This window comes from bacterium (genome assembly GCA_037200965.1).
GTDB lineage: Bacteria > Patescibacteriota > Minisyncoccia > Phycocordibacterales > Phycocordibacteraceae > C7867-001.
Map to the genome: position 1 here is coordinate 946505 of JBBCGK010000001.1, position 13755 is coordinate 960259.

Consider the following 13755-nt stretch of genomic DNA (forward strand, 5'->3'; position numbering starts at 1 on the left):
TTTATGTACCCGAAGCATATACTCGCCCATTAGATAGAGGGGCTAATCAAGGTCTTTCTATAGAACCCGAAGGGGGTCAACAATGAGCAATCAGGATACTACCACCGGTGGCCCTCCAAAGGATACTGGATGGGATGCCGCATGGTCTGGCGCGCGCGAGCGCCTCCGGAAAGAACTCGGCGATGCCACGTTCAACGCATGGATCGGCCCACTCAGGCTCGTCAGCGCCGATAGGGACAATATCCAGATCGGCGCGGCAAAGCCGTTCGCACGCAATTGGGTGGCCAACCATTACGTTACCCGCATCGACCGCGCGCTTCGGGCGGAAGGCAAAGCTCCCGACTCGCTCTCGATCGTGCTTTGCACCTCGGTACCGCCGCCGAACACCGGGGCGGTTACCAGCGGCACTCCGGTCGAGCTTCCTCCGTCAGCCTATCCGGCGTCAGCGCTCATGCGTAACGGCGAAAAGCCTGCGGCAGAGCCGAGAAACCTCTGGAACAGGCCGCTTCATCCGAGCCAGACCTTCGGCAGTTTCGTCGCGGGCTCGGAGAACGAGTTCGGATACCGCGCGGCGGAAAGCTTCGCGGATGGCAGCACCGAAAGCGGGCTGCTCTATATCCACGGCGGCTTCGGCTACGGCAAGACGCATCTTCTGAACGCGACCGCGCTCGAAGCGCGCAAACGCGGGAAGAGGGCGCTGTTTCTCGGCGCGGAGGATTTCATGCGCCAGTTCCTCGGTGCGCTGCACCGGCGGGACACGCTTTCCTTCAAGGACGAGCTTCGGGCTGCCGACATGCTGCTGATCGACGATCTACAGCACATCTGCCGCTCGCACACGACCGTGTCGGAATTCCTCCATACCGTGAATGCCTTCGCCGATTCGCGCCGGAAACTCATCGTCGCTGCCGATCGCGCGCCGGCGGCCCTCGAAACGCTGAGCGCTGATGTCAGGTCGCGCCTTACGGGCGGCCTTACGATCGGGCTCGATAAGCCGGGCCGGGACACGCGTTTGGCGATTCTCAAGTCGCGCGCGAACGAGTTCACCCGCGCAAGGCCGCACGCGGTGCTTCCCGAAGAAGTGCTCGAGCGCATCGCCGATATGCCGGACGCGAGTCCGCGCGATCTCCTCGGCGTGTTCACGAAGCTTGCCACCTACGCCGACCTCACCAAGAAGCCGGTCACGCTTGATGTCGCCGAAGAGGCCGTCGGCCAGCGCTCCGCGCCCGGCCGCAAGATCTCGATCGAGGACATCCAGCGCAAGACCGCCGAGTTCTACAAGCTCGACATCCGCGACTTCCAGTCGCCGCAGCGCACCCGCAGGGTGGCCCGGCCAAGGCAAGTGGCGATGTTCCTCGCGCGCGAGCTCACGATGCGTTCGCTTCCCGAAATCGGGCGGCGGTTCGGCGGGCGGGACCATACCACGGTCCTGCATGCCTGCCGTCGCATCGCGGAACTTTGCGAAGAAGACAGGGACTTCAAGGACGAAGTCGGGTTCCTTCGGGACATGCTTACGCGTCGCGGCCTTTAGGCGCGACGCGGAGTTTCAAGGGCGGCGCGCTACGGCGGCCGCCCTTTTTTCTAATCAACACGACTTTATTTCCCGTTAATATTTCTATGCTTTACTTATCCCGGACGAGTAGTTCGGATGTTCAAGGAGCAAGGACAATGGCCTGGACACATGCAAGGAAGATGCAGCTCAAATCTCTCTGGACGGAAGGGCTTCCCGCGAGCAAGATCGCGAAGGAGCTTGGCATCACGCGCAATGCCGTGATCGGCAAGGCGCACTATCTTGATCTCCCAAGGCGCGATGACCCTTCGCTGCCGCGCACCAAAAAACCGCCGCGCGCGACGGTGAAAATCGACCGCAGCAAGTCGACCTATCCAGTATAGAAAGGACACGTCTTCTGCCGTTGCAAAATAAAACGGCCCGCAACACGCGGGCCGTTTTATTTTTGGAAATGTTAGTAGTTTCCGCCGGACGAGTAGCCTCCGCGGCCACCGCCGTATCCGCCACCGTTTCCTCCGCGGTTACCACCGCCGAAACCTCCGCGGTCGCCTCCTGCCGGGCGCTCGCCCTGCGGGCGCGCGAACGATACGGAGAGCGTGCGGCCGCCGAAGTCCTTGCCGTCCCAGCGGTCGATTGCCGCCTGGGCCTGCGCTTCATCCGCCATCTCGACGAAGCCGAAGCCGCGCGAGCGACCCGTCATGCGGTCGGAGATAATGCTGACCGACGTGACCGTGCCTGCTTCCTCGAAAGCGGCGCGGATTTCGTCTTCAGTTGATCGGTAGGGGAGACCTCCGATGTAGAGCTTATTTGTAGCCATGCTATGCGTTAACTGTATAAGCTCGCCGATACCGAACACTTTCTGGCTCACGCCGCGAAGCTCTGGAAAACTGCGAGTTGCACCCAGTATGCTACACCCTTGCCCAAAGCGCAAGGGAGGTGTGTATAACGCCTATTGTACCGGATTCGCCGGAATCGTCCGGACATTCGTGATGATTCCGGGATCCCGAGTTGTCGCGTCGGACGCGATCGTCCTCATAAGGACGGTCGGGACAAGGAACGTGAGCATGCTGAGCCCGAGAAGGGCGACGAGGATTATGACGAATGTTTTCTTCATCGGCCGGATTGTAGCACGGGCCGGAGCTCGAGGGAATCCGCCGTAAGGCTGCCGTCGCTGTTTGCGGTTCCCGACACCGACACGTTCTCCCCGGCTGCCACATCAGCAAGGCTTCCCGGGGCGCTTTTGGCGACCGTGGTCGAAGCGCTCGTAAGGACGATCCGGGTGCTTCCGTTCATCATCCGGATCGTGATGCTGCCCGCGTCCTTCGAAAGGACGGTACCGGAAACAAGGCCGCTTCGTCCGGCAAATCCGCCGCGCATGCCGCCCGCGAAATTCCCGGGAGCCATTCCTCCGCGCGCGGGCCCGTGCCCTCCCGCGTATGCGATACCCGAATAAAAGCCGATGCCAAGCGCGATAACCGCGATGCCGATACCGTAGAGTACGTTCTTCCGCATATGGTTTATAAAGCTGGTATGGGTACTACTACGCATTCTTTCGGGTACTCATTCATACCGGAGCGCGTCTATCGGATTGAGCGCTCCGGCGCGCCGGGCAGGGTAATACCCGAAGACGATGCCGATCCCCGCGGAAACGCAAAACGCGAGGAGTACGGATGAAACCGATACGCTCGTCGAGACGAGCCCCGAATAATTGACGCCAATCGAGACGAGCCACCCGAGCGCCACGCTGATGACGCCCCCGATGAAGGTGAGCGCGACGGCCTCGGCAAGGAACTGGATGTTAATGTCGCGGCGTTTCGCGCCAATGGCTTTGCGAAGCCCGATCTCCCGCGTGCGCTCGGTCACGGTCGTGAGCATCATGTTCATGATCCCGATGCCGCCCACAAGAAGCGAGATGCCAGCCACCGCGCCAAGGAGGATGGTGAATGTGCCGGTTATCGATGAGGCGGTCGAGAGGATATCCGCCTGGTTAAGCACGCTGAAATCGGCCATAGCCGGATCGCTTATCTTGTGCCGTTCGAGAAGGAGAGCAGTGATGTCCTGCTGCACCTGCGCCATCGTGTCCGCATCGGTCGCTTGCACGTCGATCGTCGTCAGATAATCGCTTCCGGAGAGATAGCGCGCGGCGCTCCCGGTCGGCACATAAACGATGTCATCGGCATTCGTGAACCCGCTCCCGCCTTTCGCAAGCGTGACCCCGATTATCTTGAACTGGATATTCTTGATGCGCACGGTCTGCCCGACAGCGTCCTCGGGGAGAGCATCCTCGCCGAAGAGGTCGGTAAGCGCAGTCGGTCCGAGAACGGCGACCTTATCGCCCGAGTCGTTCTGGCTTTCGGAAATGAAGGAGCCTTGGCCGATTTCCACGTTCCTGATATCCGCATAGCTCGGACTCACGCCGTTGACCGTCGTGTTGGTATTCGTCCCTTTGGCCGTGACCTGATAGCGGCCGGAGATTTCCGTCGCTACGGACCGCACCGAATCCGCCTGCGCCGCTATCGCCGCCGCATCGTCTTTCGTGAGCGTTCGCGCCCCGCCGCGCCCTGCGCTCACCTGGAACCCCGGGCCCCGCTGCGCCCCCGGCGTTATGACAAGCAGGTTCGAACCGAGCGATTCGATGCTCGCCGTGACCGAGTTCTTCGCTCCGGTGCCGATCGAGACGAGCGCGATGACGGACGCGATGCCGATGATGATGCCGAGCATCGTAAGGCCGCTTCGCGCTTTGTTGGCCGAAAGCGCGGTATAGGTCTCCTCGAAAAGATCGCGCGTGGTCATGGGTGCAGTATCAGTTTCTGCGCACGATTCTTCTCGTCGGAAACGATGCGTCCGTCGCGTATCGTGATGATGCGCCCGGCATGCTGCGCGACTTCCGGTTCGTGCGTGATGAGGACGATGGTTCGTCCGTGCTCGCGGTTGAGCTTCTGGAACGTGCCAAGGACCAGGAGGCCGGTCGCGGTGTCGAGATTTCCCGTCGGCTCGTCCGCGAGGATGAGCGCCGGGTCGTTCACGAGAGCCCTCGCTATCGCGACGCGCTGTATCTGCCCGCCCGAGAGCTGATTCGAGAGGTGGCCGAAATGCGACTCGGGGAGTCCCGCCGCAAGAAGCGCTTCTTTCGCACGCTTCCGCCGCTCGTCTTCGTTGACTCCCGCATAGACGAGCGGCAGCATCACGTTCCGCAGCACGCTCGTCCGCGCGAGCAGATTGAACGACTGGAAGACGAAGCCAATGCGATCCTTGCGCACGTCCGCAAGCTCGTCGTCGTTCATTTTCGACACATCGCGCCCGTCGAGCACGTACGTGCCGCTCGTCGGCGTATCGAGGCAGCCGAGGATATGCATCAGGGTCGATTTGCCGGAACCCGACGGACCCATGACTGCGACGAACTCTCCGGCGTCAATACCGAAACTCACGCCCCTAAGCGCCTCGAACAGGTTGTCGCCCTCGCCATAGGCTTTGGTGATGTTCGCGACCTCGATCATGCTAGAAGCCGCCGAAGCCCGCGCGCCGCGTCGCCCCCGAGGTTGCCGTGGTTTTCGCCGTCCCGTTGTTCGCGCGCACCACGACCTGGTCGCCTTCGCCAAGGCCCGAAAGAATCTGCGTGCTGGTATCGTCCGAGATGCCCGTTTCGACGGGAACGTTCTTCGGCGCCGCCGGCGAGGGAGTGCCCGCGCTTCCGGTATTCGCTTCAGCGAGCGGGGGATCGAATACCTGCACGTAGCTTGCGCCGTTCATAGTCTTTATGGCGCCCGAAGGCACCGAAAGCGCGTTTGGCGCGGTCGCGGTGATGATTGAGGCCGAGACGGTCATGCCCGGCTTCACGCGCTCGTCCCCCGCGTCGAGGCTTATGGTCACGCTATACGTCACGACGCCCTGGGAGACCGTGCCGACCGCGTCGATGCCGCTCACGGTACCCGTGAGCATGAGACCGTCTATCGCATCGAACGTGAGTGTCGCTTTTTGTCCGAGTTTAATCTTCGCTGCGTCGACCTCGTCAAGCGAAAGTACGGCGCTCTTTTCCTCGCCGATCATCGTGACGGCCGGGCTCCCTGCGGCGGTGCCCACCGTCGCGTCGAGCGCCGATACCGTCCCGGCGAAGGGCGCATAGAGGTAATAGTCCGCGAGGTTGTCCTTCGCGTCCTGCAGGGCGTTTTTCGCTTTCGTAAGCGAGAGTTCCGCCGACCGCACGGCAAGCGGTGTGCCGCTTCCGGAGAGCGTCGCGGTCGCGTTCTGAAGCGTCGTCAGCGCGGAAAGGGAGCTCGCGCTGTCGCCCTGGGCCTTGCCCGCATACGCGGCGGCCGAGGTGATCTGAGCGGCAAGACCCGCGGGAGGCGTAAGCAGGTTATGAGCGTCGACGGTCGACTGCACCAGGTTGAGAAACGCGAGCGTATCCTTGGCCGCCTGGTTCGCCGCTGAAGTGGCCTCGTTCGTGTGCTCCAGGAGCGCAAGAATGTCTTCGGCCGAAGAGTCGCGGTTCGCGGTCTGATACAGGCTGAAATACTTGTCATAAAGGTTTTTCGCTGCCCGGTATGAAGCCTCGGCCTTGTCGGCAGCCGCGCGCGCGGCAGGTTCGTTCTCTTCGATGAGATCTTCGTATGCGTTCGCATTCGTCCTGCCCCCGTATGTTGCCGTCCGTTCGTGGAGAATAGTATCGAGTCCGGAAAGGATGCCCGGCAGGTCGCTCCACGCCGTTGCGGCGCTATCGAAGCCGCTCCCGCGCGCGCTCGTGATGCTGTTCCCCGACGAGCTTATGGCCTGCTGGTATGAAATCTCGGCGCTCGCAAGGTTTGCCCCGGCGTCCCGTACCGACTTCTCCGCGGAGGTCGTATCGAGTTTCAGAAGGAGGGTTCCGGCCCCGACCTTCTGGCCCGCTTTAACTCCGACGTATGTAACGGTGCCCGAGCCCTCGGGCTTGAGCGCCGCTTCGGTCGTCGCGGATACTTGGCCGCTTCCGGTGACGGAAGAAACGATCGTCGACACCTTCGCATTCGCGGTCACATATGTCGTCGGAGCAGCGTTCGTCGCGAGCGCCGAATAGGCCCAATAGCCTGCGGCAAGAACCGCGATGATAATGATTCCTGTGATGGCGGTATGAGCCTTGGTATACGCAAGGGCGCGGGAGGGAAGCGAACGGGCGGAACCTGCGAGCGTGTCTATGGGCATGGCCGGGATATATGAGGATATTCCCTTAGTACGCGCCACACCGTCATTTCATGCATTGTCTAATGTCTATATGGCTACTCTCAACCTCTAACTGCCCGCATATGATACCACGTATGTATACCCACCTAACGTTCGAGGAACGAGAATGCATTGGTCTTATGCGTGCAGCCTACTTCTGGCCAGTCGAAATCGCACGCGAGCTCAATCGCGATCCTAAAACCATCAGACGAGAGCTCAGACGCTCGAAACCGTTGTTTGAAGGATACCGACCAAGCCGGGCACACAAAGATGCACGAAAGAAAAAGAAAATCCCGAGACGCGGGAAGAAGCTCAACTACGCGCCTCTTCAGCGTGTCGTGTATGCAAAGCTCCGGCTTCGCTGGAGCCCGGAGCAGATTGCGCAGTACTTGAAACAGCACTACGCTACAGATACTCGTATGCAAGTCTCCCACGAATCCATCTACACCTATATCTATGTGCTCCCGCGCGGGAGCCTCCGCAAGGAGCTTACGTCGTACCTGCGCCAGGGCGCCGAAGGGCGCAGGCGCAGGTATCGGGTGCACGACAGGCGAGGAAAGATACCCAATATGGTGAGTATTCACGAGCGCCCCAAAGAAACGGAAGACCGCTCAGTACCTGGACACTGGGAGAGCGACCTCATTATCGGCAAAGGACATCAATCAGCCATTGCGACCTTGGTGGAACGCACCACGCGCATGACCATTCTGGTGCCGCTCAGAGAAAAGACCGCTCCTGCGGTGCGCATGGCACTTACGAAAACCGTGAAGAGCTTGCCCCGCGAAGCCTTCCGATCAATCACCCATGATCGCGGCAGCGAGATGGCTGAGCACGAACTCTTCACCAAAGAGACCAGGGTGCAGGTGTATTTCGCTGATCCACAAAGCCCGTGGCAGCGTGGTACAAACGAAAATACCAATGGCCTTATTCGTCAGTATTTCCCCAAGGGAACGGACTTCCGGCGGGTGCCAACTAAGTATTTGAAGCAAGCGCAGAAGCAGCTCAATACTCGGCCCAGAAAAGCTATCGGCTTCAAAACACCTGAAGAAGCATTTGCGCTATTATTAAAGAAGCGGGCATTTAGAGTTTGAATTCAAGATGTCTCTCGATGGATTCCCAAGAGGCTTTAATTAAGAAAACAGGCCGCTCAGGTATTCAAGCGGCCTGTTCAAGGTTTGCATTTAAGCGCTTCCGTATGGGAGATGATGTACTCCCGATAACCATTCGTTCCGTTGAGAGGACGCAGGCACATGACGTAGCGGATCGCTCCTTCCGCTTTGTCCTTGTGCGCTTCTACGATCGAGGCGATCTCTGCCAAGCTCTTTCTCAAAGCACGGCGACATCTTCCGCCGTTGGTGCCTTGGTGCCGGGTAACCGTGCCTGCCTCGTGCGCCAGTATGGTCCTGCACGCATCCTGGATTTCGATCGTAGCTTGAAAGTACGGCAAGCCCGCGCTCGGTTTTTTTGTGTGCGGCTCGTTCGCGTACTTAGCAGTCCTCTTAAAGATGAATGTCAGGTACGCAGCCTTGGCTTTCCGCACTTGCCCGTGCGTCGGCGGGCGTATCCCGTCGGGAAGATGGTAGTCCTTTTCCCAAATCGAGATGAGGTGGGTCTGCTCCTTCGTTACGATCGCGATCTTCGCTTGCCTATCGAATGGCGAATAGAACAGGAGATATTCGTATTCTCCTTGAGAACCAAGCTTCACCGCGGCGTCCGACTCGATGAGAGTAAGGACGTCTTGGGGCAACATGGCAGTGCGGCCTTCGATGCACTCTCGCGCATGCCTGGTCAGTTTCATGTATGCCTCCGTTGGAAAAGTTCATATCCTGGCTAATCTATTTCCACCTATATCATGCTTGTGGTAGCCGGGCAATATCTCTTTTTGTACGAGGCTAAGTAACCGAACCAGAGAGTAAGCCGCCGTCTTTTTCAGTTCCTAGATTTAGGCACCGATCATGTCCCGCTCGATGTCTTCGAACGTACCACCGGTCTTCTTCCCCGGATTGAATATGCCGAGCGGGTCGAAAATCTTCTTCGTCTCCTTAAACAGCGAGATCATCTTCTCACCGAAGAGCATCGGGAGATAGGGAGTGCGGATAATTCCGTCATTGTGTTCGCCGGTCGTCGTTCCGCCGTATTTGATGACGAGCGCGTACACTTTCGGCGCAAGCTCAAGCACGGTTTTCCTGCTCTCGGGCTTAGCAAGGTCCATGAGCGGGATGATATGGAAATTGCCGTTTCCGATATGCCCGGCGATGGTATAGATGAAATTGTCCTTGTATTCCTCAAGGAGTGCATTGAGTTCCGGAAGGAACTGCGGGTATGAGTCCGGCGGTACGACGAAATCATCGATGAACGGAGAGGCGTAGAGGCCGTGGAGATTCTTCCGGAGAAGCGAAAAGCTTTCGCGCCTGACGATCCAGTACTTCTCCGATTCCTGCTCGTTCTTCTCGACTTTGGTTTGTACGGAAAGGCCCGAAAGGGCGTCCCGCGCGGCCTCGGCCTTCCGGTCGGCCTCCTCGATCGTATCCTCGGCGAATTCGGCCATGAGGATGAGCTTGGGGACGCCGCCCGTAAGGACCATTTCGGCTTCCGGAAGAAAAGAGATGCCGAGCCGGGCCGCCTTCGCGAAACCCATCTGCGAAAGCATTTCCGGCAGGAACTTCACGGCAAGCTTGAACGTCTGGTCATCATAGGATTCGAACGATTCGGGATCGAGCGGCAGTATCCTGTGGACGATGTTCGGAAGGATAGCGAGATCGGAAAGGAAGATGACGAGCATGGCGCGGTGCGCCTTGGGGACGACGAGGCGGAGCTTCGCGCGCGTCATGAGCGCGAGGGTTCCCTGCGCGCCGCAGATGAGCTTCGCGAGATTGAAGGCGCCGTCCGCGCTGCGGACGCTCCACAGGGCATAGCCCGCCGAATTCTTCGATACCTTAGGCCTGTGCGCCTCAATCTCCGCGGCGTTCTCCCTCAGGAGGCTGTCCATGTTGCGGTATATTTCCCCTTCGAGATTCCGAAGAGCTTTCTTTTGTTCGAGTTCGCCGGGGGAGAGGGTCTTGAAGGTTGCAGGAGAGCCATCCGAGAGGATGACGTCGATCTCCTCGATATAGTCCTCGGTCTTCCCGTATTTGAGTGTGCGTTCCCCGCCCGCGTTGTTATTTACGATCCCGCCCATGGCCGCGATTTCGCGGGACGCGGGATATGCGGGCATGACCTGGTCGCCCCCGGCGAGGGTTTCCTTCTCGAAGTCTCGATAATAGGCGCCGGGCTCCGTGACGGCATAGCCGTCGCCGACCTCAAGCACATGGTTCATATATTTCGTGAATACCGCGACGATCGAGGTTGTGAGCGGGCCGCCGGACATGTCGGTTCCGGCGGAGCGCGCGGTTATGGAAACATCCTGTCCGTCCTTTTTCGCTTCCGCGACTGCCTTCACGAGATTCGAAACGTCTTCCGCGTCCTTCGGATACACCACGAGCGAAGGGGTGCGCGAAAAGATGCTCGTGTCGCGGCTGTACTTTTCTCGCTCGTCCGCCGACTCCGTTACATCTCCCTTCAAGACCCTTTTTAATTCGTTTTGCAATTCCATAGGACCAGTATACGGCCTCGAAGGGTCGGTATGATATAGTGTACGGCCTATGGCATTCAAGAACACGTTGCGGAGGGGGAGCATACGAAACGTCATTTTCCGGGAAGGCAAATCGTGGTATGGCGCGGCGCTCGAACTCAATATCGTCGAATCCGGCGAAACCCCCCAGGAGGCGCTGTTCCTTCTCGATGATGCGGTCAAGGGATATATCGAGGCTGCCCGGAAAGCAAAGCTCTCGATCGGCGTGCTCAACCAGGAGATAAATCCGGAGTATGAAAGGCTTTGGAATATCGGCAACTCGAAATCCGACCGTCCGAAGGCGGGGAAGCGCGAAATCTACAGCGTTGCGTCCCAGCAGATAGCGGCGCTCGCATAACCTCTCTCATGCCGCGCGGCCTCAATAACTGGACTGCGGGCGCGGTTATCCGCTTCCTTAAAACGCGCGGGTTCGCGCAAAGCCATGCGCGCGGCAGCCACTTTTATTACAAGAGCAAGCAGGGAGGCAGGGACCGTCTCGTGTGCGTACCGGTTCATGGCAAAAACGGTTTGATCGCCATCGGTACGATGAAAGGCATCGTCAAGCAGTCCGGTATTTCCGAAACCGAGTGGCGCCAAGAGTAAATCGCTGTATGAGTAAACACAAAGGCCCGGAGTATCTCTCCGGGCCTTTGTGTATGGCGTTGAGCAGGCCCTAAATCTTTCTAGGGAAAATGAGAAGATGCCAAGACTAATGCCGAGCAAGAACATAGCTCTTGCTCGGCATTCAGGTGATGAGTTGCCCCCGTGCGGTGAGGATGGCATTGTCGGCGACCTCCGCCATGGTCTCGTAGAACGGAAATGATCTGCCGACCGCCTTGCTCAACTCGAACAGGATGACATCGAGCCCGTAGAAACGACGGTCGCCGCCGACTACGATGCGAGTATCCATTACCTCGGCAAAAGCGGTGAACTTACCGATCTCGCGGCGAGTGTCCATCGCGTATGGTTCCGGCCCTGGATGCGGAGCGTCAGCACTTTCAAGACCAAGCCAGAATAGTACACAGCCTGGCACGTTCGGCTCGAGTCCTGCCTGCTTGAGATAATGACGTTCCCAGACCAGCTGCCGATTATCGGCTTGCGAGAACGGCTGGTGGAAATGGTGCGCGAGCCGATGCGTGTTGTCCCATCGTGATGGACAGGCGACAAGTGCAGACGGTTCGCGGTCGAGGATATGTTCTGCCATATACGACTGCCAGTCACCGCCACCGCGAATCGGTCCCGCCAGGAAAAGAAGGGGCGATTCGAATGTTGGCGTGAGGGGTATGATTTGTTTGGGTACATAGATAGGCATTTGGCCCTCCCTGCTGGTGTTTTGTCTGGCTTGAGAATACAACCTTAGTCCTTCTATGTACAGGTTTTACTATTTTCTTGCATAATTTTCCCAGACGGCCGCACGAGCCACCCGGAGAAATCGAAATAGTCCACATCGGATACTCAGCTATTGACTAGCGGGTTCCATCTCTTTTAGTAAAAGAAATTCGAATCAAAAGACGATAAGAAGAAGGGAAAGGAGCCCCGCCGCAAAGCAATAGACGGCGAACGGCGTAAGCGTCTTCGTCTTGAAGTAATGGGTGAGGTAGCGAACAGAAAGATACGCGGCGACCGCCGCGGCGACCGCTCCGAGAAGCGTCGCGCCGAGCACCTGCGTACTTGCATGAAACAATACCGGAAGCTTGAGAATCGCCGCCCCGAAAATGACGGGAGTGGCGAGAAGGAACGAATAGCGCGCGGCCTCCTCATGCGGAAGTCCGGCAAGAAGACCGCCGCCGATCGTCGCTCCGGTGCGCGAGAGGCCGGGAATGAGCGCTCCTGCCTGCGCGAGTCCGATCCATCCGGCCCGGTCAAACGTGAGTTTGGCGATCCGCTCGTCGCCCCGCTCGGACGCATCGCGGCGCTTTCGGACAAGCTCGGTCCCGAAGAGCAGGACGCCGTTCAGCATGAGGAATATGGCGGCTACGATCGGGGTCGCGAAAAGTATCTCGATTTTCTCCTCGAACAGAATGCCGAGTATTCCGGCGGGGATGGTGGACACGAAGATGAGCCAGGCGAGCTTCGCATGCGTATCCCCCTTGATCGTATGAGTACCAAGCGAACGGAAGAATCCCCGGACGATGCCGATCCAGTCTTTCATATAGAAGCCAAGAAGGACGAGCGCGGTCGCAAGATGCGTCGCGACGATGAAGGGGAGGAAAAATTCGCTTCCCTGGTCGATATTCCATCCGAGCACGGAAGGGAGTATCACCGTGTGCCCGAGGCTCGAGATCGGGAAGAGTTCGGTGACTCCCTGGAGAAGCCCGAGCACGACCGCCTGGAAATAGGTGAGCATAGGAACGTAGTATACGAGAGGCGGGGCGTATCTGCTATGCTACTCCCATGGACCGCCTCTTTCTCGTCCTCCTCGGGTTCGTGCCCGCGACCGCCGTCGCCTATTTCCTTCATGCGTCGCCCGTCCTCGTCTTTATCCTCTCCGCGATCGCCATCATCCCTTTGGCCAAGTACATCGGAACGGCGACCGAGGAGCTTGCTTCGCAGAGCGGCTCGGCGGTCGGGGGACTCCTTAACGCGACCTTCGGAAACGCGACCGAACTCCTGATCGGCATATTCGCGCTTCGCGCCGGACTTCTCGAAGTCGTGAAAGCTTCGATTACGGGCTCGATTCTCGGCAACCTCCTTTTGGTGCTCGGACTCGCGATGTTCGCCGGAGGCCTCGGCCGCGCGAAGCAGACGTTCAATATCACCGCAGCGAAAGCGAGCGCCTCGACGCTCCTTCTCGCCGCCATCGCCCTTGTCGTGCCGGCTCTCTTCGTTCTCACCGCCCCTGCCGCAGGGTTCCCGATCGTCGAGGAACTCTCGCTCACCATCGCGCTTCTTATGATTATTTCATACGGGGCGAGCCTCTGGTTTTCGCTCCGGACCCACAAGCATCTCTATACGGAAGACGAGGCGCTCCATACGCCCAAATGGAGCAGGAAGAAAAGCATCCTCATACTCCTCGGCGCGACCGTTCTCGTCGCGTGGATGAGCGAGATCCTCGTGGGTTCGATCGAGCCGCTCATACGCGTGTTCGGGTGGACCGAACTCTTCATCGGCGTCATCATCATCGCGATCGTGGGAAATGCCGCCGAGCATGCTTCCGCCGTCACGGTCGCCATGAAGAACCGCATGGACCTCGCGCTGCAAATCTCCATCGGTTCCGCGACCCAGATCGTGATGCTCGTCGCTCCGCTCCTCATATTCGCGAGCATCTTCCTCGGACACCCGATGAGCCTCGTGTTCAATTTCTTTGAGGTCGCGGCGCTCATCTTCTCGGTGTTCATCGTCAACTCGATCATCGACGACGGCGAGAGCAACTGGTTCGAGGGACTCCAGCTTCTCGTCGCGTACCTCATCCTCGCGGTCGCGTTCTTCTTCTATCCCTAGC

General features: G+C 59.0%; 16 protein-coding genes. 6 read left to right on the forward strand and 10 right to left on the reverse strand.

All coding sequences use genetic code 11. The features are described 5' to 3' along the window. Window positions 1-82: 82 nt before the first annotated feature. Together dnaA and WDN10_05515 are read left to right on the forward strand one after the other, a co-directional pair. Window positions 83-1528, forward strand: coding sequence for a chromosomal replication initiator protein DnaA (dnaA, locus tag WDN10_05510; GenBank protein MEJ0054144.1), 1446 nt, complete (start codon window positions 83-85; stop codon window positions 1526-1528). A gap of 137 nt (window positions 1529-1665) precedes the next feature. Next, on the forward strand, window positions 1666-1890 hold the full coding sequence (locus WDN10_05515) for a GcrA family cell cycle regulator (GenBank protein ID MEJ0054145.1): 225 nt from the start codon (window positions 1666-1668) through the stop codon (window positions 1888-1890). A 71-nt stretch (window positions 1891-1961) separates the two neighbouring features. Here the strand turns inward: WDN10_05515 and WDN10_05520 are convergent, their stop codons facing one another. From WDN10_05520 to WDN10_05545, 6 genes are all read right to left on the reverse strand, one after another. Further along, the gene (locus WDN10_05520; protein MEJ0054146.1) at window positions 1962-2324 is read right to left on the reverse strand and encodes an RNA-binding protein; all 363 of its coding nucleotides are present in this window, start codon (window positions 2322-2324) and stop codon (window positions 1962-1964) included. Between the two features lie 132 nt (window positions 2325-2456). Continuing rightward, complete coding sequence (locus WDN10_05525) at window positions 2457-2621, reverse strand: hypothetical protein (protein ID MEJ0054147.1); 165 nt, start codon at window positions 2619-2621, stop codon at window positions 2457-2459. Beyond that, the gene (locus WDN10_05530; GenBank protein ID MEJ0054148.1) at window positions 2618-3019 is read right to left on the reverse strand and encodes a DUF5666 domain-containing protein; all 402 of its coding nucleotides are present in this window, start codon (window positions 3017-3019) and stop codon (window positions 2618-2620) included. Before WDN10_05530 ends, WDN10_05525 begins: the two co-directional genes overlap by 4 nt. A gap of 48 nt (window positions 3020-3067) precedes the next feature. Beyond that, on the reverse strand, window positions 3068-4300 hold the full coding sequence (locus tag WDN10_05535; protein MEJ0054149.1) for an ABC transporter permease: 1233 nt from the start codon (window positions 4298-4300) through the stop codon (window positions 3068-3070). After that, window positions 4297-5004, reverse strand: coding sequence for an ABC transporter ATP-binding protein (locus WDN10_05540; protein MEJ0054150.1), 708 nt, complete (start codon window positions 5002-5004; stop codon window positions 4297-4299). The genes WDN10_05535 and WDN10_05540 overlap by 4 nt, the downstream gene beginning before the upstream one ends. Before the next feature lies 1 nt (window position 5005). Continuing rightward, on the reverse strand, window positions 5006-6685 hold the full coding sequence (locus WDN10_05545) for an HlyD family efflux transporter periplasmic adaptor subunit (protein MEJ0054151.1): 1680 nt from the start codon (window positions 6683-6685) through the stop codon (window positions 5006-5008). A gap of 113 nt (window positions 6686-6798) precedes the next feature. On the opposite strand from WDN10_05545, the gene WDN10_05550 reads away from it, so the two are divergent. Then, window positions 6799-7794 carry an IS30 family transposase gene (locus WDN10_05550; GenBank protein ID MEJ0054152.1) on the forward strand — a complete coding sequence of 332 codons (996 nt, stop codon included), beginning with the start codon at window positions 6799-6801 and terminating at the stop codon, window positions 7792-7794. Window positions 7795-7871: 77 nt separating this feature from the next. On the opposite strand, the gene WDN10_05555 is transcribed toward WDN10_05550, so the two are convergent. Next, the gene (locus WDN10_05555) at window positions 7872-8501 is read right to left on the reverse strand and encodes a hypothetical protein (protein MEJ0054153.1); all 630 of its coding nucleotides are present in this window, start codon (window positions 8499-8501) and stop codon (window positions 7872-7874) included. A gap of 144 nt (window positions 8502-8645) precedes the next feature. Continuing rightward, the gene (locus WDN10_05560; GenBank protein MEJ0054154.1) at window positions 8646-10295 is read right to left on the reverse strand and encodes an FAD-binding oxidoreductase; all 1650 of its coding nucleotides are present in this window, start codon (window positions 10293-10295) and stop codon (window positions 8646-8648) included. Window positions 10296-10344: 49 nt separating this feature from the next. Between WDN10_05560 and WDN10_05565 the strand changes: the two genes are divergently transcribed. Together WDN10_05565 and WDN10_05570 are read left to right on the forward strand one after the other, a co-directional pair. Beyond that, on the forward strand, window positions 10345-10671 hold the full coding sequence (locus WDN10_05565; GenBank protein ID MEJ0054155.1) for a hypothetical protein: 327 nt from the start codon (window positions 10345-10347) through the stop codon (window positions 10669-10671). A gap of 8 nt (window positions 10672-10679) precedes the next feature. Beyond that, on the forward strand, window positions 10680-10916 hold the full coding sequence (locus WDN10_05570) for a type II toxin-antitoxin system HicA family toxin (GenBank protein MEJ0054156.1): 237 nt from the start codon (window positions 10680-10682) through the stop codon (window positions 10914-10916). Between the two features lie 142 nt (window positions 10917-11058). Here the strand turns inward: WDN10_05570 and WDN10_05575 are convergent, their stop codons facing one another. Beyond that, window positions 11059-11517: a hypothetical protein gene (locus WDN10_05575; protein ID MEJ0054157.1), complete on the reverse strand. Its 459-nt coding sequence runs from the start codon at window positions 11515-11517 to the stop codon at window positions 11059-11061. 300 nt (window positions 11518-11817) lie between these two features. After that, on the reverse strand, window positions 11818-12660 hold the full coding sequence (locus WDN10_05580; GenBank protein ID MEJ0054158.1) for an undecaprenyl-diphosphate phosphatase: 843 nt from the start codon (window positions 12658-12660) through the stop codon (window positions 11818-11820). A 47-nt stretch (window positions 12661-12707) separates the two neighbouring features. Here WDN10_05580 and cax point away from each other — a divergent pair, with 47 nt between their 5' ends. After that, a complete protein-coding gene (cax, locus tag WDN10_05585) occupies window positions 12708-13754 on the forward strand; it encodes a calcium/proton exchanger (GenBank protein MEJ0054159.1) in 1047 nt (348 codons plus the stop codon). Window position 13755 lies beyond the last annotated feature (1 nt).